This window comes from Rummeliibacillus sp. SL167, from assembly GCF_007896505.1.
In the GTDB taxonomy this organism is placed as follows: domain Bacteria; phylum Bacillota; class Bacilli; order Bacillales_A; family Planococcaceae; genus Rummeliibacillus; species Rummeliibacillus suwonensis.
Window position 1 is genome coordinate 243,245 of record NZ_VCBM01000003.1, and the last position, 23,326, is coordinate 266,570.

Here is a 23,326-nt window from a genome sequence, read left to right on the forward strand (position 1 = left end):
GAAAAAGCTTACTTATTTATCAACCTATATGATAATTTTTTTCTAAATACAACATGTCCGGCCCTGCTACACTTACTTTGAGCAAACGGAATAGAGCTTTGAAAATGGGATAGGGCACATCGGACACTTTGGTAGGCACAAGTCCAATCGAAGTCGTCAAATTTGTACCATAACAATACTCTCTACCCATTTCTCTATTTCAGCCAACTCTCCTTTTAAATGAGAGTGGATAAAAGTTTTCTAATACGGTTAAACTGTTTCATGAGGATAGGTTTCTGTTACCAATGTATTTTTTTTCGATTTACGCCATAATGAGCTTGGTGCCTTTTCTATTTTTTTATAAAAAAATTGGCTAATTTACAGTCATACTATATAATAGTAAATGCATTAATAAAAATGAAATGAGGGATTAAATGAAGAGTTTTTTCTTAATAACTATGGCCTTTTTTATTGTTAGTGCAAATATTATTGGATTTATATCCTATATAAAAAAGAAAAATTTATACTTTACTGCTTTTATAATATTATTACTAGCATTTTTCTTTGGTGCAATAGGAAGTTTATTAGCGCTATTTATTATCCGAGATGCTTTTGCAATATTTTATGGCCTAAAACTAGGATACTTTTTAATAATAAATAGTATGATTTTTTTTATTATTGCAATTTCAGTAAGCTTAGTAAGAAAATATCGTAACAGAAAAATGTGATTCAAAATTATTAAGATCCCTAGATTCGGCGTTTATCAATATATTTGTCGCGTTAAACTACATTAGTATTTCAAAAAAGCAACTAGTCTTCGTATTTAACAAGACTTGTTGCGATAAATATATTTTTTCAGTTATCACAAAAACATAAATAGAAGAAAACCTTTAGCACCTCCTGATATGATGAATCTATCAGTCGAAAGACAGTGCTTTCCCACTATCCCACCACTGACCATCATTCCTGTGAAACTCGACCCCGTTTCTAAATAAACAAACCTTTTCATCACAAGTTTCCTCCTAACCAAGTTGCATCATTCAAATCAAGGAGGCAGAAATTGCCCTCTTTAACGGTGTAGTTATCTTTTTCTTCAACACCCCTAAATCCTCTAAATTATTTCCTTTAATTTCTATAAATACAAATAAACTACTAAATTCTAACACCAAAACTACATAATAAATTTTGTAGTTGCGGTTATATTCACTTAATTTTCCATATATTTTTCAAACATAATTTTTTACACTTTCACTTTGTAATTTGTTAAATGTAGCAAAGTCGCATCTTAAAATAAAACGGCTCCTTTGATTCATTGTCCCTATTTACCAGTTGGATAAATAGAATCTAATCGTTAGATTTACCTAAATAAAGGATTGTTTAAAGTTGATAAAGGTTATTTTACTGGACATTCTTTTGGTCTTGCTGCATTAGAAACGCACATTCTACAATTCCATAAGCAATACGTCGCTACGCCGATGCAGACCCCACAGTAAATACAAGCAACAACATTAGCACACCCACAACAAGCAGTAATACAGCTTCCATATGCTATTAAGCAACTTGGCCAGTTACTACAAATTGGCAAACATTCGCCCATACATTTTGTCCATTTCAAATTACATGTCTCTGCTTGTACGGTTACTAGCCCATCTTCTTCATGGATAAATGTACGTTCTTCTCCAATTGAAATAATAGGTGTAAATAAATCGTCATCAATTACTAAAATACCAACTGGAGTTTCATCCTGATAAATCGGAGTAGTAAATACATTTAAACTTTTAGTAAGTTTTTCACCTTTTGCATCTTCTAAATATCTGTAATCTTGCATTAAATACTCTTCTTCTGTTTTTAAAGTATACCCTTCTTCAGACAAATAATTTGATAAGCGTTTGAAAGATTCATCTGAATTAACTACATATCTCCAAACCTTTAAAGAAGCTTCGTCTCGCGTTTTAGAGGCAACATTAGAAAGCCAAGCACCATTTACCTCAGTATACCGTACCTCACCATCTAAACCTTCAGCATTTTTTATTGGTACAACAAGTTGTTGACCGATGGTATTCTCCATTGTTTGAATAGAATCATTATTTAATACTGAAAAGTCCACTGTCTGAGCTTTTAACTTTTTAAAATCTGCTTCTACATTTAAATGGTCAGTAATCCTTTCTTTAATTTTTTTCACAAAAGATTGTTCCTGTTGCATGTTTAATGTTAGCGAACGAATGTGGTCCATTTTAACTCCTCCTTAATTTGTACTACACTACATAAAGAGAAATTTCCTTAGCTAAAATAAACCATTTTTCAAAAAAATTATCTCAGGAATCTTTGGACAATTTGGGAAATCCCGAATACAATACTACTAGTAAATGTAGCAACTATAGCCATATTTAGCGGATTAAAATAACCGAAATCATTATATATTGTGATTATTCCAATTAAAAGAAAAAGAAAAAGATAAATGTACGATAAAGAAAGAGAAACTAGGATCGTATTAATGATACGTTGATCTGCAACTACCTCTTTATCATTCCAGCCCTCTCGTTTACTCTTCTTAAAATAGATAACTGTCTGATATGCAAACATAAGTGAACATGCCCCCATTAACCAACCAAAATGTCCGTCATTAACAAATTCTGAGATACTCATATATCCAGTGAGCAAGAAAAAGCAAATATAGAACGATAAAACCATCCATTTGTTCACCCTCAACATAATAAACCACTCCTAATTTAAAGTTTTACTCAATTACATTTTTATCAAAGAAAAAAATCTCTTCAACCGGTTTTTTCAAGACTTTTGCCAGTGATAAAACTACTCTAATTGTAGGCTCATACTTTTGTTTTTCAATTGCAATAATTGTTTGACGATGTACCCCTACTTGCTTAGCCAATTCTTCTTGAGTCAAATTGAGCATTCTTCTAAAACTTCGAACATTATTTTTTACTTTCCATTTTGGCAAATAAATCCACCTCGCAAAGTATACTATTATATACAAAATGTAGCTTGAACTATACTTTTTAAGAATTATACGACTATTAATTTGTATTGTCCAGTCGTCTCAAAAAAATCAACGAACAAATAAAGTTAATGATGTTCGTTGACGTTTTAGAACCACCTATTCTCTCTCAACTTTCTAAGCATTAGCTACCTTTAATAGTTTGATTTTTAAATCTTGATATCTCTTTATAGCTAATAGGTCTGCTGGGCTATCTCTATCCCTCTTTGTATTTGAATAAATTCTTCACATCACCTTTTAGCTTATAAAATTAGAAAGGGGATAACAGAAATCGAAACCGCATTACAGGCTTTTACCCCGCTTGGCTATATCTCAATTTTTCTAATACTTCTAAAAGTAAAAGAACCTTAATCAACTTTTTTTCTATTTGTTTTTATCGACTACACTTTTCAACTGTTCAATTGCTAAAGTTAAGGATTCAAGTTTCTTCTCGAACCTTAATAACAAATACGCAGCTAAAACTAGCGGGAATCCAAAATTACTGACCCCAAATACTATTGCTTCAAAAGATAGTTGATCCATAAGAGATCATCCTCTCTAAAATAATCTTACCTATTGAAGTGAAGAGAGGTCTTTTTTTATCAATGAGTTTGTGAAAATTTTTCCATTTTCGTCGATTTGTAATCATGACAGCCTGGTCTCCTTTTTCTATATTGAAAAAATTAGCTAATCAACAGACATTCTACTATTTGGATTTTAACTCATGAACAATTATTCCTAATACATCATAAAGTCAAAACTAAATGGTTCCACCTTTTATTTTAATTGTATAAACCCATTTCCTACTTGATTTATTGGAAAGTCATCAAGCGGTAATGCGTGTGTCAATAAATAATCATATACATATGCAGGGTTTAAATGAGGTTCTTCGCTGTCTATAATTTTTAGAATGAGAGCTGCTGCACCAGCAACAAAGGGAGCTGCCATAGATGTCCCCGTTAATTCAACATAATCATTATTCAAATGAGTAGATAAAATATTTTCTCCAGGACCAACGAAGTCTATATTTACATTAGAATTTGAGAATTTTGAGGGTACCTGATCTTTAGAAATAGAGCCTACTTGGATCACCTCTTTGTAAAAACCTGGGTAAGATATTTCAATAGAATTTTCATCACCATCGCCTTCATTTCCTGCTGCGGCTACCAGTACGATTCCTTTAGAACGGGCTATTTTAATAACTTTGTGTAACTCTTCATTAGCCTCGGTACCACCCAATGACATATTTATTACACTTACTTTTTTCCCCTGTGGCCCCACCCAATCAATAGCATATCTAAGTCCATTTATTAAACTACTAAAATTACCTCTTCCATACTTATCAATTACTTTTAAAACTAACAAATTACTCTTAGGAGCAACCCCAGCAACTCCCTTATGGTTATCAATAGCGGCGATTATACCTGAAACATGTGTACCATGCCCTAAATAATCGTTATAAATATCAGTTTTTCCTTCATCATCTTCTGTGAAATTAAAACCTCCAATTATATTGCTCTTTAGGTTTGGATGATTGGTTTGAATTCCACTGTCTAAAACAGCAACTATAGTACCTGAACCCTGATCTGTCTCATTCCATATTTCTCTAGCTTTTATTCTATCTAGATTGTCAGAAGTAATGCTTAAGGCTTTGAATATCTTAACTATTTTTCCTAGCTTCACAATAATATCTTTGTTTTCCATTTAATCATCTCCTTTGTAAATTAAGTGATAAATGTGAGCTATTTTGAAACAAAAAAACCAAACTTTCAGCTTTTCATTCAGAGAAAATATTTTGAAGCTTGGTTAAATTGAATCCTAAGACTTCCTCTTTTTCATTAGTTTCTCTATCCTCAATGATTATAAAAGGTACAGCATTAATTCCATATTCCTGTAAATGATTAGAAACGTCAGGATCCTCTGTATTCATAGGAATAAACGGAATCTCTCGCTTATGTAACCATTTTTTTAAGTTAGCACAATAACCACAATAATCGCTAAAATATACTGTTACTCGTTTGTTGTTCAAAATTTTCCACACTCCTTTTTGTTTTCAAAATAATAAGTGAGGGAACTTTAAAAAAATAAATCGAACGTTTTTAAATAATAAGAACAAATGTTCCTATAAAAGGTTTATAATTAAGTTATATATTCCACTTATGTAAATAGAAAGAACTTAAGGAGGGATACTATGAAAAAAACCATCACTAGTAAAACTAGTAAATCTAACATCCAATATACAATTGAAGAAAATGACTTAAAAAAAGAGCCATTAATAGCGGGATTTCTAAAGGATAATCGTCATTATGAACTTTATGAGAAGGCTATTTTGAATCCCACAATAGAAAATAAAAACAAAGTCGAAGAAATGTTTAAATTATATTACGAAAAAGTAAGAATGGATGCATATATTTTTAACTTAATTAAATATTATGCAATTGACTTTGATAAAAAAATAAAAAAATTAAATAATAGATATCTTTTATCTTTAGATAAGCCTACCATTAAAGATGAAAAATTAAATTTAATAGATTCCATCGGAAATTCAATACAATTTACAACTGAATGCAAAACATTAAGAGATGAAATAACTGATGAAATAATTATTAGAGCTTTAAACTCTTTAACTGATTACCAATACAAAATCCTGGATTTAATCTATGTAAAGAATCTAACCCAAAAAGAAATTGCAGCTCTAGTTAATTCCTCACCACAAAACATCTCGAATATCCACAAAAAGGCTCTAAGAAAATTAAAATTGCAGATAAATTTACTGAAAGAAGGCAAAGAAAATGGAAAAGGATAACGGCGGTTGTTATGACTATTTTGAGGATTATCTAAAAAAGTTTGAGGGCTCTATAAGAAGAGCACTATATCAAACATCATTGGACGAAAGGGAAGATTTAGAACAAGAATTGCATATAAAAATATTCGAAAAAACAAGAAGTATAGATTTTCAAGAAGGAGCACCTAGTTTTTGGAGTATTCTAGAAAAAATGTGCTAGATCTAATTTACTTTTTTTCTTCTAAAACACTTATATAAGTATAACGGTGACATAGCCAAGAGGTTAAGGCAAAGGTCTGCAAAACCTTTACCCTCGGTTCAATTCCGAGTGTCACCTTATATCCTTCCATATGAGGTGGTTCGAATGGTATTAGAAGATAAACTAGCCGAGTATAATCAAATAAAAATCGATTTATTAAAAATGTCTAAACATCTTGATTTTTGTGATGAAACACAAAAAGACCTTTACCAAAATATTTGTGCAGAATATTCTAAAGAACTTAAGAAAATTAAAAAAGCTTTAGAACAAGCTTATGGTATTGAGATTTGTAGTTGTGACAATAGTAAATAGATATCAGGTCGATTAACAAACTTTATTACAATAAATAAGTTCATCTAGAAAAATGTAAAAGCAACAAGCTTCGTGTTAAATACGAAGCTTTGCTGCTTTTTTATCTAGTAATTTAAAATGAATGATAATAGATGTTTCAAATAAATAATATTAAATTCATACTACTTAATGGTGACAGCAGCAATTTAGGTACAATAGCAGGAGGAAACTACTTTTCAAACTGAGATACATACTTTGGGAAAAAACAAATTTACATCCTCTCATATGTAAATGGGTCCGGTTATCGAGTATTAAATCAAATATATCGTCCGAAACGACACTTACATAGAAATGAATAGTTCAGTGTCAAGTGTCAGGCACCCAAACAATTCTGATAGTAGCCTACAATCGAAGTCTTTAATTCCATCCATCAATTGCTCTCTCTTCTGTTTGCTCTTCAACCTGTTAATAACAGTATCTTATTATCCTTATAATGACAATAAATAAAAGGAAATTTATCCATATATAACAATTTTTTAAATTAAATTTTAACTTCACACTGCATTCATACTTTATAGTCACTTATGATCCTTTAAACACTTCATACATCTTTATTCATAGCTTCTAAAAAATTAAAATAACCTTTTCTGATTAGACACCCGAAAAGGTTATTTTAATCAAACTTTATTATAAATGATCAATCTTTTTATAAAACGACAACAATAAAATTCCTTCCAAAAATCCCCTACTCAACTGTCACAGATTTGGCTAGGTTTCGTGGTTTATCGACATCGCAGCCGCGGTATAGTGCTGCATAGTAGCTGATAAGTTGTAGAGCTACTACGGAAACAAGCGGCGTTAGTAGCTGGTGCACTTGTGGGAGTACGATGGAATCGCCTGCTTCCTCCATGCCTTCCATTGAAATGATACATGGGTTGGCACCACGTGTGACTACTTCTTTGACATTGCCACGAAGGTTGAGGCTTACCTCTTTTTGAGTGATCAAGGCAAATACAGGGGTCCCCTCTTCGATTAAGGCGATTGTACCGTGTTTTAGTTCACCGCCTGCAAATCCTTCTGCTTGAATATAAGAGATTTCTTTTAGCTTTAATGCACCTTCAAGGCTTACATAGTAGTCTACGATGCGACCGATGAAGAATGCATTTCGGGTTGTACTTAAGAACTGATCTGATACTTGCTTTAAATGTTCTTTGTTATCAACGATTGATTGGATACCGTTAGCAGCAATGGCTAGCTCAGCCTTTAAGTCAAAATCAGGTTGTTTTCCTTGTAATTGTGCTTCGACATAAGCAGTAATGGCTAGAACTGCGACTTGTGCAACATACGCTTTTGTGGAAGCTACGGCAATCTCTGGTCCAGCATGTAATAGTAATGTGTAGTCTGCTTCACGAGATAAAGTAGAACCAGGTACATTTGTGATAGTTAATGCAGGATGACCGAGTTCTTTAACCTTTACTAATACTTGACGACTGTCGGCTGTTTCACCTGATTGTGAGATGAAGATAAAAAATGGTTTTTCCGATAAAAGTGGCATATTGTAGCCAAATTCACTAGAAATGTGAACCTCTACTGGAATGCCTGCGATTTTTTCAAAATATTGTTTACCAACAAGCCCCGCATGATAGCTTGTGCCTGCAGCAATGATGTATAAACGATCTGCATTGTGAATGGCTTCTATAATATCATTAGGAATGGTTAATTTTCCCTCTTCATCTTGATAAGCTTGAATAATTTTACGGACAACGCTTGGTTGTTCGTCGATTTCTTTTAGCATGTAATGAGGATATGTGCCCTTTTCAATGTCACTCATATCCAATTCTGCTGTATATGGAGCGCGTTCCACGACTGTTCCATCTAATTTTTTAATGGTAACAGCTTCTTTCCCAACAATAACGATCTCTTTATCACGTAATTCAATAAATTGATTTGTTACTTGTAACATTGCCATCGCATCAGATGCTACCACATTAAAGCCATCACCCACACCAACCAATAAAGGGGTTTTGTTTTTCGCTACAAAAATAGTTTCAGGGTCTTCTGCATCTAGTAATGCAAGTGCATAAGAACCATTTACCAATGTTAGAGTGTGACGGAAAGCTTCTTCTGTTGTCATGCCATCATTGACAAACTTTTCAACAAGTTGCACAACAACTTCTGTATCCGTATCGGATTTCATAGGTACACCTTGTAAAAATTCATCCTGTAACAAATGATAATTTTCTAAAACACCATTGTGTACTATTGTAAAACGACCTGAAGCGCTTTGATGTGGATGCGCATTACGGTAATTAGGAACACCATGAGTTGCCCAACGTGTATGTCCGATTCCTGTGGTTGCCTTAACAGAAAAATCTACTACGTTTCGCAAATCTGCAATACGTCCTTTTTCTTTAAAAACTTTCACGCCTTCTTTATTGATAAGAGCAATACCAGCAGAATCATAACCTCGATACTCTAATTTTTCTAGACCTTTTAATAATATTTCTGTGGCATCAAGAAAGCCATTATACCCAACAATTCCACACATTTCTTTTTCCTCCGAACTTTTGCAAAATTAGCCGCATAAAAGTAACCTTCCCCTCAATAGGTGAAATTCAACAAGTCAAGCAGCTGCTATTTTGCCTTCTTACTTTTTCTGTCTACTCAATCGCTTGAGTCCTTTAAAAGTAAGCATCAATCGGGCATTGCGATCGGGAGGCATCCGCCGAAAACTTCGATACTCCTCCACCTCGTCTACTGAAGATATACCGTCCGATTTCTTCAGTACTGGCGCTATAACTGTTTTCCGATTTGTTGCTTCAATACGATCCTCCTCAGCAATATGCCAATTTTTAAAGGTTAGACCTTTAAAATCATTAGCAGTTTCATCATACTGAAATCACTTTTCATAGTCAATTACAAACATGCATTGAAAGGATTTCATTGTCAAAATAAATAAATCACTTTATTATACGCAACTTATCCTAACTTTGTTGCACGTTTTTTGTAAAAAAATATGTCATTATTATTACAACTTAATATGAAATGAACATTTATCAACTGAATGTAGATATATGGATGCACTCAAGTTAAGTCAATGAGGTAAAAACAAACAAAAGGGATATGGATCCGAATGTGAAATCAATAGGGTTTAACAAATAGTCGTTCAGGCTATGCCGTTCTATGTCACCCATAAATAGTATAAACAACAGATTGTAATATGCTACAAATGATACTAATCTGTCAAGCGTGTCGATCGTCAATTCCCCTCACAAAATATAGTGTATTCGCTGATTTCTGCCTAATCAACACGCCTACCAATCTATATACTTTTTAAAGCTCCTCCATCTACAGAAATTTGTTGTCCAGTAATATAAGAGGCCCCTTCAGATGCCAGAAATGCTATCAGAGTAGCTACCTCTTTTGGTTCTCCAACTCTATTTGATGGAATATTTTGAGATACAAGAATTTCCGCCTGTTCATCATTTATATTATTATTGATTTTTAAATTCTCTATATATTTATAATATCTATCTGTTTTTATAAACCCTGGATTTACACAATTTATCGTAATTCCATTTGGCGCCAATTGTGTAGCTATATTTTTACTAGCATTGATTAAAGCTGCATTGATTAGACTATTTGTGAACATATTGTCCCCTGGTTCTTTCCATAGGTTACCGACTAGATTTATGATTCTACCAAATTGATTTTTTTCCATTAATAAAGATGCTTTTTTAATACAATTTAAATATGTTAAAACCTTATCAGAAATAGATTGTAAGATATTCTCTTCTTCGAAATTAAAAAAATGATCTGGTTTGCCACCAGGAACATTGTTGATAAGAATATCCAATCTTCCGTATTGATCTTTAATAACATGAAAAAGTTCTTCTCTGATCTGTTTGTTAGCTATATCACCAACAAAATACATATTTTGTTGGTGATGATTTAGACTATTCACTTGTGCAAGAACTTGCTCTAATTTAGATTGTCTTCTAGCATTAATGATTACATTATATCCTTTTTCAGCCAATGCTAAAGCTGTTGATTTTCCTATACCTTGACTTGCTCCAATGACCAACGCGACTTTGTTATTAGACATTTAGCTTCTTCTCCTTTGTGTTCAGATTTCATTTTATGTTAATTTATTGGTTTAATTATTGAGTAATTCCTTATTAATTAACCTGGTAGAAAGAAAAAGAAGTAACATAATCGATATAATTAAAAAGCTGATGATCTGTGTATCAATAAAATTAATAAATGTAGAGCCGATTGACATAGAGATACCAATCAGTGCTTCTGAAATAGAGAAAATCCTTCCTTGAATTTCATTAGGCGAGTTTTCCTGCACCCTTACTTTAGCTAATACTTCACCGTATTCCATTGATATAAAAAATACAACGGCGGTTATTATATTGATTGTAAAATTTGAAGAAGTGATAAAGGAAGACAAAGAAATAGTGCTGAGAAGAACAAAATAAATCAAGCCTTTGTTACTTTTAAAGCCCCATATATTAACCATTTGCGCACCTATGAATCCGCCTACTCCAATACATAATGTAAGTATGAAATTTCCGATTTCGCCCTTACCAAGGGATTCACTAACTAAAGGAAAATAGCTATAAATTATTCCCCATAATAAGGACATTGTAATCATTGTAAATACGCCATTCAATACAAACGGATTCTTGATTATAGTTTTTATTCCCACGTTAAATGATGGATCAGGGACAGCCTTTTCATGTGTTATTTCCTCTTCTTTTGTGATATTCATTTTACTAACAAGTATAGCTGAAACAAAATAAGTGAGTGCATTAAAAGCTACAGCTAATTTGATAGATCCAAAGTATAAAAAAGCGGCTCCAAAAATGGCTCCAAAAATGATAAATAAAGTCGTCGCTTTGGCAAAAAGAGTATTGATCCTTTTGATATCATCTCCGATCGAGGACATAACTGCTAATCTAGCTGGATTAAAAAGAACTCCACTTCCATAAGAAATAAAAAGAAGTGTTAAGAATACTAAAGGATACTCCCCTTTAGGTAAAAAGGTAACTCCTAAAAAGGCGAATCCTCTAATAATATCTGTATATAACATCAATTTTACTCTGTTATATTTATCTACTATTCCTCCTAAAAATGGTTGGAATACTACTGGAAGACTTCTCACAATGATAACTCCTGAAGTTATCCAATAATCCTGAAAATAGGTGGATATGATCAAGAGAGCGGGTAGGACACAATAATCACCCATAAAAGATAATGCTTGCCCATATAATAATAATTTTGAGTTTTTACTTAACTGGTTCATGGTTAGGTTCCTCTATAATAATTCGAGAAAAATTCTGTAAATTATGAATTGATTCCGCTAGATCATGTGAGTTACTGCCGCTTAACTCTAAATAAGCAAGGCCATTAAAAGATTCAAACAATGTTAAGTCTATATGAGAGTCTTTTTTTATTGTTTCAAATGAGGTGATTTGTGTATCACCAACTAATGCATTAACAGGCAATATGACGTCTTTAAATACAATACGATTTAGGTCGTTCGGTAGACTTCCATTTTGTTTGAAATTTTCAGGATATAAATGAAAATCAGCAACGTATTTTTGTGGGCTGTTTAATAATTTGTCTGGTAAGCTAGGAGAATATCCATCGCACAAAATATCTAATAAAATTTGAGGAGCATCCACATTGTAGACTTTTTTAATATTTGGAATCATGTTCCACCCCGCGAACCGTGCAGCTGTTTCAATTATCCCTACTTCTCTGTGTTTCATTAGTTTAACTTCCGTATGGGTTGAACAATATTCTAATCCAAGACCCTCATTAGCCTTTGAAACAGCAGTAATTATTCTTTTTTGAGCATCATCATCTAAAATGGTCGATGTGATATGTGCAGTTTCAGTGAAACCTATTTGAGGTGTTTTATCATGAATTACTAAAGGATAGTATTTTCCATTGACCATCATACCTTCAACACTAACATAGTCAGAATATCCCTCTTCTGAGTACCAGTCTTTATACTCTCCTTCAAGATACTCCTCAAGTATAAATGGCGCTTTATATGTAACAGCTTTAGGTACATCTATACTTTCTAAAAATTTCTTATCATTTAAGAAAAGATCTTCTGCAGTGGCTTTATCATTAATAAAAGTAACTCCTATAGAACTAGCTAAGTAAGTTGGTTTTAAAACTGAGGGTACACCAACATAATCTATAGCCTTTTTAAAATCGTCTAATGTTGTTACTCTCCTACTTTTTATAGCCTTTATACCTGAAGCATTAAATGACTCTCTCATTAAATTTTTATCCCTTGCCTTTTCTGCGGCTTTTACTCCTGCACCTCTTAATCCGAGCTTTTCGCAAGCTTTAGCCATTGGCAATATAAATAACTCATTATTAGTAGTTATTGCCTTGACATCAAACATTGTTGCAATTTTAATTATATCTTCAACGACTGCATCTTCAGGTTTATTATATTCTTCTTGTGCCCAATAAATTGAATCTGGATGCGTATAATCAGTTATGCTTTTAAAATATTGGGGATCTTTTATAATCGCAATTGAATAAGTTTCAATAAAATGAGCATGAGTTTTTGTGATGGCAAATGGTCTAGGAATATAGCTGATGATATTATATTTTTCAGCTACACTTTTATAAAACATATCAGGAGGACATCCTCCTAAATCAGCTATTACTAATATATTTTTTTTCATATCGATTCCTCCTCGCGTATTTGTAGTAAGAGTGCTTTCCGATAGAATTTCCAGTTGATTCGGACAACTGAAAAGTTTGTTAGATTTTCTATAGAAAGCAGTCACCTTTTTGACTCCTTTACTCTTTTTCTGTTTCTGTTGTTTGACTCTAGTTTTTCGGAGAGAGCCAAAAGGTGATATCCAAATTTAATAGTTGATGGATTTTTTCAAAAGTAATGCTTGCCTACTTCATGAATATGCCTATTTCTAACAATCAATTTCATATGGTGATGGCGAAGGATTGAGGAGGCTCCATTTTAGTACTTTGTTCTTTTATTAAACACAAATATTCATTTATGACGGATGTTTATGCAATAATGGAACAGACAAGGAAATGGCTTTTCCTTCATGCAGACACTGTTTTTTTATATTGCAGTGTATCCCCCATCAACCGTTAAAGTTGAGCCCGTCATGAAACTAGATTCATCTGAAGCAAGGAAAACCATTGCATTTGCAATATCTTTAACAGTACCTAATCTGCCTATTGGGTTTAGCTTAGATTTTTGTTTTTTTATTTCTTCAAGTGTACCTACATTATTTTGAAGAAAAGATTTTTCATTCAAAGGCGTATCTATTACTCCCGGGCAAACACAATTGACCCTAATATTATATTTTGCATATTCTATAGCAAGAGATTTGGTCAATTGCAATACACCACCTTTACTGGCGTTGTAGGCAGGAATACCAGGCCAAGCTACTAATCCACCGACTGAACAAGTATTGATAATATTGCCTTTTTTATTTTTGATCATCTGTTTTAACACATGCTTGCTACACAAGAACACGCCAGTAAGATTCACACTTATCAATTTATTCCATTCCTCAATACTCATTTCATGAATGGGTGTAGTAATCTCGATCCCTGCATTATTTAAAAAAACGTCGATTTGACCATATTTTTCAATAGTTTCTTGTATTAGATTTAAACAGTCAGTCTCTTTAGTAACATCAGTTCGTATAAAATATACATTTTCTTGGTTTAAGTCTTTGACTGCTTTATAACCGTTTTCCTCATCTATATCAGCTATCACAACTTTTGATCCTTCATTAAGAAAAGCTTCTGCTGCAGCCAAACCTATACCTGATGCAGCGCCCGTAATGACTACAACTTTATCTTTTAAATTTTTCATCCATGAACCTCCTGAAAATTGTTTTCTTCTATATTACTTAGAACGATGGTATCTAGGAGGTAAAAATAAATTAATAGATTTAGATGCATGGTCTGATTTGTTGATGGCGCCATGTACTTCTCTAGGTTCACAAAAATACGTGCTTCCGAAATTCATATTATAAGTAACACCTTCAATAGTCATTTCATAATCTCCACCAATGCAAATCCCAATCTGTTCGTTCTTATGTTTATGTCGAGGCATTTCCCCACCATTACTAGGAATTTCAGCTATCATTACCTCAATCCAGTCTTCAACGAAAAAGGTAACTCCCATTCCCGGTAATAGATCTCTTTTTTCAAATGGTTCTAGAAAATACTCATTAGGTGCTGTATATTTTTCATTTTCATTATATCTTTTCACATCAATAGCAATAACTTCTTGATTTGAACAATTAGTCGCTCCATGAAGTACATTGGGCGGGGCAATATAAACACTATCTAAAGGCGCTAATTTTCTTTCATATCCAGCTACATTCACCAGCAATTCTCCTGATATCACCATTCCAAGTTGCGCTTCTTTATGTTTGTGCTTGAATGTGGTGCCTGGCGGAACATATGAAATTAAAACTTCCGTATTTCCTCGTTTGGTAGAATATTGCTTTACTCCATTGTCCCATTCTTTCAACACTGGTTCAGGAAAGTATAAGTTTTTAGTGTCCATTAAATCTTTATTCATTCAAATCTCCCCTTTCAAATACTGACCAACTCATAGGTATACTTTTGAATTCATAAACAAATTTTAAATTATATTTTTCTTTAGCTAATGCATTTGTAATAGCCATATTGTATATGCCTTCTTTTACTTCATAAGCTGCAACACTTGTAGAATTGACCATCTTTATTTTTACATCCCGTTTTAAATAATAATTTACTAGATTAACAGGCGCCGGATGAGATACAATTATTTCTTTTTCTAATAAATCTGGATTAAAATTAAATTCAGGTCGAATGGCTAATCCATACATTGGTGTATCACATCTGAATAATTCGACTAAATTGATATCTGGTCTCATGTAAAAATTATTTATGCCTGGATATGCATGGGGAGCGATAACATAATCTATGGTTTCTTTTAACAAATTATCCATAGCTTCCTCAAATGTATTAAAGAGTATTAATTCACTTTTAAGGCCCCTATTTAAAAAATAATTATTACTAAATCTATTGGCCGCATATTCACTACTTGTCCCTGCTGGTCCAAGAGTACCAATTTTTATCATCTTCAATGGTGATTGTTTTGAAATATCGTAATCCTGAATAATTAACATTTGAACACTTCCATTCTTATAGTATGATGAAGTATTAGTGTAGAACGTAAATTATTTCTGTATGATTACTTCTGAAGAATTTGAAAAATATAGTATAATTATAACTAAATAGAATTCTTTTTTCCTTTCAATTTGAAAAGATTTACAGGGAATTTTTTTACATTTGAAATCAAATTAACAGAAAGGATGTTCATATTGAAAATAGATGACTTAGATAAAAAAATATTATATTTACTTTCAAAGGATTCAAGATTATCCATGAGAGAGTTGGCTAAGAGGGTTCATTTGTCATCACCATCAGTGACTGAGAGAGTTAGAAGACTTGAAAGTGAAGGTGTTCTAAAGGGATATACAATTGAAATTGACTACAAGAAATTAGGATTCGATGTAGAGTGTTTTATAGAGGTTACTGTGAGAAATGGACAATATATAAAATTCAATAATTTTATTAATGAATATCCCTTTGTGGAATTTTGTTATAGAATTGCGGGTAAGACTTGCTATATTGTTAAACTGCGTCTAAAAAAAATAGCTGATATAGAGCATTTCATTAATAGTGTTAATTCATTTGCTTCAACCGAAACCTATGTAGTAATATCCAAAAATGAAACAAAAAGTGACTATTTAGAACTAGAAGAACTTATTTAGTTTTAAGTCTTTATCAACTAGCTAGTTCCGTTGTTGATAAACAAACTAAGTAAGTAATTCCTTATACTATACAGTCATTTTATTGGTACCTAAAAATTAAAAATAGCAGAGCCCAATTCAAATATGAATGGCTCTGCTATTTTATTTGTAATCCTTTGTGTTATTCGCAATGCTTTTGAATGTTTACACCTCAAAACAAAACCCGTTAATAACATTTAAGGATCTCTTCCTTACAAATTAAACTCGTATGGTATGGCTTTTATTAATAATCTATTCTATCTTAACTTTTACTATGTCTGATCTCTTTATTTTTCATAAAAAATGCTTTTATCAATAAGCTTTTCTATCTTAACGGTTAATCCTTTAATCCTAATTCATCGCGAACGACATCGGCAATTCGTTTGCAATAGGATTCGCATAGATCGCTTGATGGTGCTTCTACCATCACACGAACTAATGGTTCAGTACCTGAAGGACGAACGAGTATGCGCCCATCGCCATTCATCTCTTGTTCAACTTGTGCGATAATGGCTGCTACCTTTTCGTTTTCTTTTACAGCATGTTTATCTGTCACACGAACATTGATGAGCTTTTGAGGGAATACGGTCATTTCGGAAGCAAGCTCAGATAGTTTCTTGCCTGTCACTTTCATTGTATTCACGAGTTGTAAGCCTGTGAGTAGCCCATCGCCTGTTGTGTTGTAATCTAAAAATACGATATGGCCAGATTGTTCGCCACCCACATTATAGTTGCCTTCACGCATAGCTTCTACAACATAACGATCGCCTACTTTTGTTTGAACACTATGCATACCGTTTCTTTCTAAAGCTTTATAAAAACCCATATTACTCATAACCGTTGAAACAACGGTATCTTGTTCTAATTTTCCTTCTTCATGTAAATGTTTTGCGCAAATATACATGATTTGATCACCATCAACGATTTGACCATTTTCATCCACTGCAATTAAACGATCACCATCTCCATCAAATGCTAAACCTACATTCGCACCTTTTTCCACCACAAACGCTGCCAACTTTTCAGGATGTGTGGAGCCAACGCCATCATTAATATTCAAACCATTTGGTGAAGAGCCCATTGTTGACAGATCCGCTTCAAGATCAGCAAATAGATGCGTCGCCAAAGCTGATGTCGCACCATGCGCACAGTCTAATGCAATATGGATACCTGTAAAGTCCTCATAAACAGTTTGTTTTAAATATTGAATATACTTTTGACCACCTTCGAAGTAGTCACTTACAGAGCCTAAATCCCCACCTATCGGGCGAGGTAAATTATCTTGTTCTTGATCTAACAGTGCCTCAATCTCGTCTTCTTGTGCATCTGATAGTTTAAAACCGTCTGGGCCAAAGAATTTAATACCGTTATCTGCTACAGGATTATGAGAAGCTGAAATCATGACACCAGCTTGGGCACTCATGACACGAGTCAAATAGGCAACTCCTGGTGTACTAATAATACCTAAGCGCATGACTTCGGCGCCAACTGATAGCAAACCAGCCACAAGCGCACCTTCTAACATTTCTCCAGAAATACGTGTATCTCGCCCTATTAAAACTTTCGGACGTTCTGTGATTTCTTTCGTTAAAACGTATCCACCAAAGCGTCCCAATTTAAATGCTAACTCAGGTGTTAGCTCACTATTGGCGACACCGCGGACGCCGTCTGTTCCGAAATATTTACCCATTTTGTTATTCTCTCCTTCAAAACTGTATGCCATTTTTACGAATCCTTTTATGACAGTTGTTTCACTTTTAGTTTTATAGTACTTGGTGTAGCTTTCCATGAAGTACCAGAAGGGCTGCTACCTATTATCGGCAAGGTATTGACGCCTTCCTTCACATCGTTTGCAGCAACATATAGCTGTATATCTGATGCCTTAAGTTTGGACAGTTTTTGCTCATCACCAGTAATCACAACTGATACAAAATGATCTGCATTTTCTTCAATGGTGTATTGTTTTGTATCTAAATTTCTTATTTTCACTCTAACATTCTCAAAGGTCGTAGTAGACGTATTAGATGTTTCCTCTTGTTTGGTTGCACTGTCATCTTCTTGTTCGTCAGTAGTTATGGACTCATCTAATGATACATGAACTTTTAGTTGATTTACAGAGAGTTTTGTCACACCTGTTGGCTTTGATAGATTAACAGTAACATTACCGGACTTTTCTAGTTTTGAAACATCTACATCAACAGGAAATGTATTTATTTTTTCTAAATCTTTTTTTGATCCAAACAATGTAATATGACTTGTTTCAGCACTCAATGTTTTTACTTTCAGATTATTTTTGGGACTACCTTTAACATTTAAAGAAATCGGCACTTCCTTATTATACTCTCCAATGTCAACCTTCACTTGTACGTTCGCCGGGTTAACAGAAACATCTAATTTGTTCATATCACGATCCAGCACCTTGACAGTTGCCTCTTTTGTAAAGGACTCTGTAGCTGAAAGTTGCCCCGATAGCATTGCCTTAACATAGGCAATACTGTCAACTACACTTTTAGCTCCTGTTACGGTGACTTCATTTGGATTTGCATACATCGCTTTGACAAAATAATTTGGCGCCAACTGGCTTTCATTAAAATCTGGATCTACTTTAAATGTCCGTGTCACCTTTTCTTCGATCGAAACATTTACAGCTGAAGGTTCAATTTGGACATCTAACTTATCCGAAAATCCTTTATATTTAAATTTGACCTTATGTTGTCCAATTGTTGCTTTACTCAAATCTAGGTAAATCTGAAAATCTTTTAAGGCTTTTTTTTGTATTACCAATGCATATGGTCCCTTAATAGCGACATCGACTGTCTCTGGGACTCCTGAAACAATTAAATTCTCATTATCGTATAAAACCTTGACTGGGACATCATGAATAACCTCCGCTTGGCTATCATAAGTGGTTTTCGTATTGTCCTCCGTACTTGTTTCAGACTTTACGGTAAAGAAAATGAGCAATGTTAACGCGAGTGCGGTAATGCGTAAAAACCATGGACTCTCAATTAGTTTATCCATCACTTTTTATCCCCCCTCCAGTTCCATTTGGAGGTACCGACTGCAGTAGTTGATGTCCCGAACCATGCACGTTGAAGTCGAGATTCAAATTCTTCGATCGATAAATCACGATGTAAATCTCCATTTATCGTTAAACTGATAGCGCCTGTTTCCTCTGAAACAATTATAGTTATAGCATCAGTTACTTCACTAATCCCAATTGCTGCACGATGGCGAGTTCCTAGTTCCTTTGAAATAAAAGGACTTTCTGATAAAGGTAAATAACAGGCTGCTGCAGCTATTTTGTTCTTTTGAACAATCACTGCACCATCATGAAGCGGTGTATTTGGTATGAATATATTAATGATTAATTCAGAAGAGATTTCAGAGTACATCGGAATCCCTGTTTCAATATAATCATTTAACCCTGTTTCTCGTTCAATTGAAATAAGCGCTCCAATACGACGCTTCGCCATATAGCTAACGGACTTAGACATAGCAGATATCAATCTAGCTTGTTCTTCTTCCTCTTGTAAATTACTTCGAGCAAATAATTTTCCTCGTCCTAATTGTTCTAAAGCTCTACGCAATTCAGGTTGGAAAATAATGATAATTGCTAAGAAACCAAATTCAATAACCTGCTTTGTCATCCACCCTAACGTAGTTAGTCCGAAATAAACAGTAATAATTCGAATAATAATAATGACAAATATTCCTTTTAAAAGCTGAACGGCCTTAGTACCGCGAATCAGTGTTAATATATTATAAATGACCAACCAGACTAATAAAATATCGATTACATTTAATACCATTCTCACCCATTGATTGCTGGTAAATTGTGTAAATTCATTAATTAAAGACATGTGGATCCCCCACTTTTCTAGCGAGTACGTATAGGTTAAGTATAGCACAACTACCTTTATTTCCGCCCGTATAAAGCAAAAAAGCCCACTATAATGCCAGTAGGCTTCTTCATTAGTTTATTCATTTTTATCAATAAAAGACCAAGCGCTTTTTGCGTTGCTTTTTATTTTATACCAAAGCCACTCAAACACTTCATCCACTTCTTCAATTTGACCGGTAACATTTGCAGTAGAGGCCATATATTTACCGTTGATAACCGTAATATTTCCATCAACTGCACCTTTTACGACAATATCACCATTCTTTACAACAATGTCACCTTTTACTGTTTTTCCCTCAGGTACAATGACAGTTTGACCTTCCACTTGTAAGTTAGGTTGTTTTGTAACAGAAAACTCCTGATCATTTTTATAGCCTGAAAAAAGGGATGCACTCATGAAAATGCAAAACATTGCTGCAGCAACCAAAAAGGGATGTCGACGCAACCAACGTTGTACGCCAGAACGCATTTTTCTTTTCGGTAGTCTTTGCATAACTTGTTCTACAAAATTTGGAGGCACTTCAATAACGGCTGCACTTTTCACGAACGCAATAGTACTTGTTAACTCCTGCATATGCTTTTGACAGTCCTTACAATTTCGCATATGTGCCCTTAGCTCTTGCTCATGTTCGCGACTAATATCCCCATCTAAATATTCATGCATATATTGCACGATATGTTCAGGGCATGTACTCATAGTGAAACCCCTCCTACAAATTGCTCAATTGCTTTCTTAATGCTTCGCGACCACGATGAATACGTGTTTTTACGGTTCCTAGTGGCATATCTAAAACATCGCTGATTTCCTGCAATGGTAACTCTTCAATATACTTTAAAATAATAACCATACGATACTTATCAGGCAAGCAACTTATTTCATATTGAATTCTTTCCTGCAATTCCATTCTTTCGACTTCCTCTTCAGGCAGTCGATCCTTTGACGAAATTTGAGAATACAAATCAAGCCCATCAGTACCTGTAACTTCTGCATCTAAATAATAGTCCGGTTTCTTTTTCCTGATTCGGTCTATACACAGATTAGTTGCTATACGAAATAGCCATGTTGAAAATTTCCGTTCTAAATCAAAAGTGTGTAGATTTGTATATGCACGTATAAAAGCTTCCTGTGCTATATCTTCTGCTTCATGTTGGTTGTTCAACATACGGAAGCATACCTGATATACTTTTTGCTGATAGAGGCTCACAATATCTGAATACGCATGTTGATCACCTTTCAGCACTTGCTTTATTCTTTTGTTGACTAACGCATCCATGTGATTTCCCCTCCGCTATGCGGTTACCTGTTATATACGAACAGATTCCTTTTTGGTTTCACTTTTATTTCAAATTTAAAAAAAATATTATTTGATTCTATTATACCAATACTTTCTTTGAATTTCTTACAACTTTTATCATTTTCACCATATAAAAGTGAGACATTTAGAAATAAAACGGAGGCACTGAAAAAACCTATAATATCAACATTTTAATTGACAAAGATCTTTCTACGAACCCAGAAGTTGATTTTACTCCATGCTGCGTCCCAATTTTGAATTTCATCGAAAATAGACAAGTCAACTGATTTCCGCTATGGCTTACTCGCTTTCCTAACGATACATATGCAATGCACTTCGGGGCAATAGGATGTTGGTCACGAAGTCGTTTCTACATGACGCGACATTCCTAGACCCCATTCCAGAAAATATCGCTCCATGAAAGGAGAAATTTTCCTGTTTTATACTAATTTCTCCCCAAATAAGGATCCCATCAATGCAACAGCTACATCAGCGGTTTTGTTTCTCTCATCAAGAATTGGATTAACCTCCACAAACTCCGCAGAGGTAATCAAATCTGAATCCTGCAACATTTCCATTGCTAAATGGCTTTCACGATACGTAATTCCTCCTGGTACTGGTGTTCCGACCCCGGGAGTATAAATCGGATCAATTCCATCTAAATCTAATGATAGATGAACTCCATCTACGTTTTGCCCTCGTAAATATATAATGGCATCCTGTATAACATTTGGCATTCCTAAGCGATCAATTTCATGCATCGTGTAGACTTTTATGCCCTTTTTACGAATTAATGCCTTCTCCCCTTCATCAATTGATCGAGCACCAATTATAACAATATTTTCAGGTTTCACTTTTGGTGTATAATTTCTAATGTTCACTAAACGCTCATGTCCTAATCCCATGCTAACAGCTAAAGGCATCCCATGAATATTACCTGATGGAGATGTTTCACTCGTGTTCATGTCTGCATGAGCGTCATACCAAATGACACCTAAGTTTTTATAGTGATCTGATATACCTGCCAATGTGCCAATTGCAATGCTATGATCACCACCTAATATTAATGGGAATCGACCCTCATTTACCACTCTATGGACCTTATGAGCTAATTCGGCATTCACATTAACAACGATATCTAAGTTTCGCAATGATGTATTATCAGAAACCCCTTTTTTCGAATGATCAATATAGATATCTCCTTCATCGACAACCTTATGCCCAATAGATTCTAAACGCTCTTTCGCACCCGCATATCGAATCGCACTTGGCCCCATATCTACACCTCTACGTAGCTGCCCTAAATCCATCGGTACACCAATCATTGAAATATTTAATAGTGCCATACAACGATACCCCCTTTGTAAGTTATTTTCATTGTAACGGCAGCTATACTTATGGCTCAACAAGACATTTTTCTGTATTTTTATTCAAATAGGTCAATCCCATAAATTATTTTCTTTTTTTAGGAAATACAGGCACTTAAGGATGAATAATTTTGAGAGTTATGGAGAGGATGATGACGGCGACTCTTCAGAGATATGTATTTATTTTCTTCGTGTGCTGTTAGTTCCGAGAGAGTTTATTCAAAGTCATGCAGGGAGAGCTTGAACTGATAAAGAATGAAAACCACACAGGACTATTAAGATGCACGCACTGAAAAACTAGAGGATTGCCATTTTAACAATAAAGATCTCCCTTTTCTTTCATTTCATAAGCTAAAAAAGTTGATTTTTATTATGTTTTTGGAGCTAAATTGATTCTTTCAGTGATCTAGAATATTGAAGGGGGGCAAAGACCAAAAGCATTACGTCCTGTGACAACGGCTTCACGTCTGTCGCTTGCACTTTCGATGCAGAAGAAGCTATGAACCCAACTCCACGTTGGAGCGAGAAGATTGAAGTCAAGCCCGCAGAAAGTGTCATCTACAGCAGAACGCAGAAACCCAAATATTA

Annotated in this window: 23 protein-coding genes and 1 tRNA gene; 6 read left to right on the plus strand and 18 right to left on the minus strand. The window is 34.0% G+C overall.

What is annotated here, in order from left to right:
• Positions 1-413: 413 nt before the first annotated feature.
• Positions 414-707 carry a 3-isopropylmalate dehydrogenase gene (locus FEZ13_RS14545; protein WP_146553286.1) on the plus strand — a complete coding sequence of 98 codons (294 nt, stop codon included), beginning with the start codon at positions 414-416 and terminating at the stop codon, positions 705-707.
• Between the two features lie 665 nt (positions 708-1,372).
• Here the strand turns inward: FEZ13_RS14545 and FEZ13_RS14550 are convergent.
• The 5 genes from FEZ13_RS14550 to FEZ13_RS14570 form a co-directional block, all read right to left on the minus strand.
• Positions 1,373-2,212, minus strand: coding sequence for a hypothetical protein (locus tag FEZ13_RS14550; protein ID WP_146553287.1), 840 nt, complete (start codon positions 2,210-2,212; stop codon positions 1,373-1,375).
• 504 nt (positions 2,213-2,716) lie between these two features.
• A complete protein-coding gene (locus FEZ13_RS14555) occupies positions 2,717-2,938 on the minus strand; it encodes a helix-turn-helix transcriptional regulator (protein ID WP_146553288.1) in 222 nt (73 codons plus the stop codon).
• 420 nt (positions 2,939-3,358) lie between these two features.
• On the minus strand, positions 3,359-3,517 hold the full coding sequence (locus FEZ13_RS14560; protein ID WP_146553289.1) for a YvrJ family protein: 159 nt from the start codon (positions 3,515-3,517) through the stop codon (positions 3,359-3,361).
• A 234-nt stretch (positions 3,518-3,751) separates the two neighbouring features.
• Positions 3,752-4,678, minus strand: a complete 927-nt coding sequence (locus FEZ13_RS14565; protein ID WP_146553290.1) for a S8 family peptidase — start codon at positions 4,676-4,678, stop codon at positions 3,752-3,754.
• A gap of 73 nt (positions 4,679-4,751) precedes the next feature.
• Entirely contained in the window at positions 4,752-5,003 is a 252-nt protein-coding gene (locus FEZ13_RS14570) for a glutaredoxin family protein (protein WP_186725938.1), read from the minus strand.
• A 162-nt stretch (positions 5,004-5,165) separates the two neighbouring features.
• Here FEZ13_RS14570 and FEZ13_RS14575 point away from each other — a divergent pair, with 162 nt between their 5' ends.
• The 4 genes from FEZ13_RS14575 to FEZ13_RS14590 all read left to right on the plus strand — a co-directional run bounded on the left by FEZ13_RS14575 (position 5,166) and on the right by FEZ13_RS14590 (position 6,330).
• A complete protein-coding gene (locus FEZ13_RS14575; protein WP_146553292.1) occupies positions 5,166-5,780 on the plus strand; it encodes a sigma-70 family RNA polymerase sigma factor in 615 nt (204 codons plus the stop codon).
• On the plus strand, positions 5,767-5,979 hold the full coding sequence (locus FEZ13_RS14580; protein WP_146553293.1) for a hypothetical protein: 213 nt from the start codon (positions 5,767-5,769) through the stop codon (positions 5,977-5,979). The genes FEZ13_RS14575 and FEZ13_RS14580 overlap by 14 nt, the downstream gene beginning before the upstream one ends.
• A 45-nt stretch (positions 5,980-6,024) precedes the next feature.
• Positions 6,025-6,096 (plus strand) — tRNA-Cys (locus FEZ13_RS14585).
• A gap of 27 nt (positions 6,097-6,123) precedes the next feature.
• Positions 6,124-6,330 carry a hypothetical protein gene (locus tag FEZ13_RS14590; protein ID WP_146553294.1) on the plus strand — a complete coding sequence of 69 codons (207 nt, stop codon included), beginning with the start codon at positions 6,124-6,126 and terminating at the stop codon, positions 6,328-6,330.
• Positions 6,331-7,054: 724 nt separating this feature from the next.
• On the opposite strand, the gene glmS is transcribed toward FEZ13_RS14590, so the two are convergent.
• The 7 genes from glmS to FEZ13_RS14625 form a co-directional block, all read right to left on the minus strand.
• A complete protein-coding gene (gene glmS, locus FEZ13_RS14595) occupies positions 7,055-8,857 on the minus strand; it encodes a glutamine--fructose-6-phosphate transaminase (isomerizing) (protein WP_146550787.1) in 1,803 nt (600 codons plus the stop codon).
• Positions 8,858-9,631: 774 nt separating this feature from the next.
• Positions 9,632-10,414, minus strand: a complete 783-nt coding sequence (locus FEZ13_RS14600; protein ID WP_146553295.1) for an SDR family oxidoreductase — start codon at positions 10,412-10,414, stop codon at positions 9,632-9,634.
• 51 nt (positions 10,415-10,465) lie between these two features.
• On the minus strand, positions 10,466-11,620 hold the full coding sequence (locus tag FEZ13_RS14605; RefSeq protein WP_146553296.1) for an MFS transporter: 1,155 nt from the start codon (positions 11,618-11,620) through the stop codon (positions 10,466-10,468).
• Positions 11,604-13,028 (minus strand): alanine--anticapsin ligase, encoded by a 1,425-nt coding sequence (gene bacD, locus FEZ13_RS14610; RefSeq protein WP_146553297.1) that lies wholly within the window; start codon positions 13,026-13,028, stop codon positions 11,604-11,606. Before bacD ends, FEZ13_RS14605 begins: the two co-directional genes overlap by 17 nt.
• A gap of 404 nt (positions 13,029-13,432) precedes the next feature.
• Complete coding sequence (locus FEZ13_RS14615; protein ID WP_146553298.1) at positions 13,433-14,197, minus strand: glucose 1-dehydrogenase; 765 nt, start codon at positions 14,195-14,197, stop codon at positions 13,433-13,435.
• Positions 14,198-14,230: 33 nt separating this feature from the next.
• Complete coding sequence (locus FEZ13_RS14620; RefSeq protein ID WP_255473187.1) at positions 14,231-14,914, minus strand: cupin domain-containing protein; 684 nt, start codon at positions 14,912-14,914, stop codon at positions 14,231-14,233.
• On the minus strand, positions 14,907-15,506 hold the full coding sequence (locus tag FEZ13_RS14625) for a type 2 periplasmic-binding domain-containing protein (RefSeq protein WP_146553299.1): 600 nt from the start codon (positions 15,504-15,506) through the stop codon (positions 14,907-14,909). The genes FEZ13_RS14620 and FEZ13_RS14625 overlap by 8 nt, the downstream gene beginning before the upstream one ends.
• A 195-nt stretch (positions 15,507-15,701) precedes the next feature.
• Here FEZ13_RS14625 and FEZ13_RS14630 point away from each other — a divergent pair, with 195 nt between their 5' ends.
• Positions 15,702-16,154 carry an Lrp/AsnC family transcriptional regulator gene (locus FEZ13_RS14630; RefSeq protein WP_146550793.1) on the plus strand — a complete coding sequence of 151 codons (453 nt, stop codon included), beginning with the start codon at positions 15,702-15,704 and terminating at the stop codon, positions 16,152-16,154.
• A 355-nt stretch (positions 16,155-16,509) separates the two neighbouring features.
• On the opposite strand, the gene glmM is transcribed toward FEZ13_RS14630, so the two are convergent.
• The 6 genes from glmM to rocF form a co-directional block, all read right to left on the minus strand.
• Positions 16,510-17,862, minus strand: coding sequence for a phosphoglucosamine mutase (glmM, locus tag FEZ13_RS14635; protein ID WP_146553300.1), 1,353 nt, complete (start codon positions 17,860-17,862; stop codon positions 16,510-16,512).
• Positions 17,863-17,909: 47 nt separating this feature from the next.
• Positions 17,910-19,193, minus strand: a complete 1,284-nt coding sequence (locus FEZ13_RS14640; protein ID WP_255473206.1) for a CdaR family protein — start codon at positions 19,191-19,193, stop codon at positions 17,910-17,912.
• Positions 19,193-20,035: a diadenylate cyclase CdaA gene (gene cdaA, locus FEZ13_RS14645; protein ID WP_146553302.1), complete on the minus strand. Its 843-nt coding sequence runs from the start codon at positions 20,033-20,035 to the stop codon at positions 19,193-19,195. The genes FEZ13_RS14640 and cdaA overlap by 1 nt, the downstream gene beginning before the upstream one ends.
• A gap of 117 nt (positions 20,036-20,152) precedes the next feature.
• Positions 20,153-20,773, minus strand: a complete 621-nt coding sequence (locus tag FEZ13_RS14650; protein WP_146553303.1) for an anti-sigma factor family protein — start codon at positions 20,771-20,773, stop codon at positions 20,153-20,155.
• A gap of 13 nt (positions 20,774-20,786) precedes the next feature.
• Positions 20,787-21,350: an RNA polymerase sigma factor SigW gene (gene sigW / locus FEZ13_RS14655; protein ID WP_146553304.1), complete on the minus strand. Its 564-nt coding sequence runs from the start codon at positions 21,348-21,350 to the stop codon at positions 20,787-20,789.
• Positions 21,351-21,811: 461 nt separating this feature from the next.
• Positions 21,812-22,717 carry an arginase gene (gene rocF, locus FEZ13_RS14660; RefSeq protein WP_146553305.1) on the minus strand — a complete coding sequence of 302 codons (906 nt, stop codon included), beginning with the start codon at positions 22,715-22,717 and terminating at the stop codon, positions 21,812-21,814.
• Positions 22,718-23,326: the final 609 nt, after the last annotated feature.

Excerpts from the sequence above, each read along its gene's own strand:
- FEZ13_RS14550 (WP_146553287.1), bottom strand. The coding sequence starts at position 2,212 with ATGGACCACATTCGTTCGCTAACATTAAACATGCAACAGGAACAATCT.
- glmM (WP_146553300.1), bottom strand. The coding sequence starts at position 17,862 with ATGGGTAAATATTTCGGAACAGACGGCGTCCGCGGTGTCGCCAATAGT.
- cdaA (WP_146553302.1), bottom strand. The coding sequence starts at position 20,035 with ATGTCTTTAATTAATGAATTTACACAATTTACCAGCAATCAATGGGTG.
- FEZ13_RS14565 (WP_146553290.1), bottom strand. The coding sequence starts at position 4,678 with ATGGAAAACAAAGATATTATTGTGAAGCTAGGAAAAATAGTTAAGATA.
- FEZ13_RS14545 (WP_146553286.1), top strand. The coding sequence starts at position 414 with ATGAAGAGTTTTTTCTTAATAACTATGGCCTTTTTTATTGTTAGTGCA.
- rocF (WP_146553305.1), bottom strand. The coding sequence starts at position 22,717 with ATGGCACTATTAAATATTTCAATGATTGGTGTACCGATGGATTTAGGG.
- FEZ13_RS14620 (WP_255473187.1), bottom strand. The coding sequence starts at position 14,914 with ATGAATAAAGATTTAATGGACACTAAAAACTTATACTTTCCTGAACCA.
- bacD (WP_146553297.1), bottom strand. The coding sequence starts at position 13,028 with ATGAAAAAAAATATATTAGTAATAGCTGATTTAGGAGGATGTCCTCCT.
- FEZ13_RS14615 (WP_146553298.1), bottom strand. The coding sequence starts at position 14,197 with ATGAAAAATTTAAAAGATAAAGTTGTAGTCATTACGGGCGCTGCATCA.
- FEZ13_RS14605 (WP_146553296.1), bottom strand. The coding sequence starts at position 11,620 with ATGAACCAGTTAAGTAAAAACTCAAAATTATTATTATATGGGCAAGCA.
- sigW (WP_146553304.1), bottom strand. The coding sequence starts at position 21,350 with ATGGATGCGTTAGTCAACAAAAGAATAAAGCAAGTGCTGAAAGGTGAT.
- FEZ13_RS14590 (WP_146553294.1), top strand. The coding sequence starts at position 6,124 with ATGGTATTAGAAGATAAACTAGCCGAGTATAATCAAATAAAAATCGAT.
- glmS (WP_146550787.1), bottom strand. The coding sequence starts at position 8,857 with ATGTGTGGAATTGTTGGGTATAATGGCTTTCTTGATGCCACAGAAATA.
- FEZ13_RS14580 (WP_146553293.1), top strand. The coding sequence starts at position 5,767 with ATGGAAAAGGATAACGGCGGTTGTTATGACTATTTTGAGGATTATCTA.
- FEZ13_RS14625 (WP_146553299.1), bottom strand. The coding sequence starts at position 15,506 with ATGTTAATTATTCAGGATTACGATATTTCAAAACAATCACCATTGAAG.
- FEZ13_RS14560 (WP_146553289.1), bottom strand. The coding sequence starts at position 3,517 with ATGGATCAACTATCTTTTGAAGCAATAGTATTTGGGGTCAGTAATTTT.
- FEZ13_RS14575 (WP_146553292.1), top strand. The coding sequence starts at position 5,166 with ATGAAAAAAACCATCACTAGTAAAACTAGTAAATCTAACATCCAATAT.
- FEZ13_RS14600 (WP_146553295.1), bottom strand. The coding sequence starts at position 10,414 with ATGTCTAATAACAAAGTCGCGTTGGTCATTGGAGCAAGTCAAGGTATA.
- FEZ13_RS14640 (WP_255473206.1), bottom strand. The coding sequence starts at position 19,193 with ATGGATAAACTAATTGAGAGTCCATGGTTTTTACGCATTACCGCACTC.
- FEZ13_RS14650 (WP_146553303.1), bottom strand. The coding sequence starts at position 20,773 with ATGAGTACATGCCCTGAACATATCGTGCAATATATGCATGAATATTTA.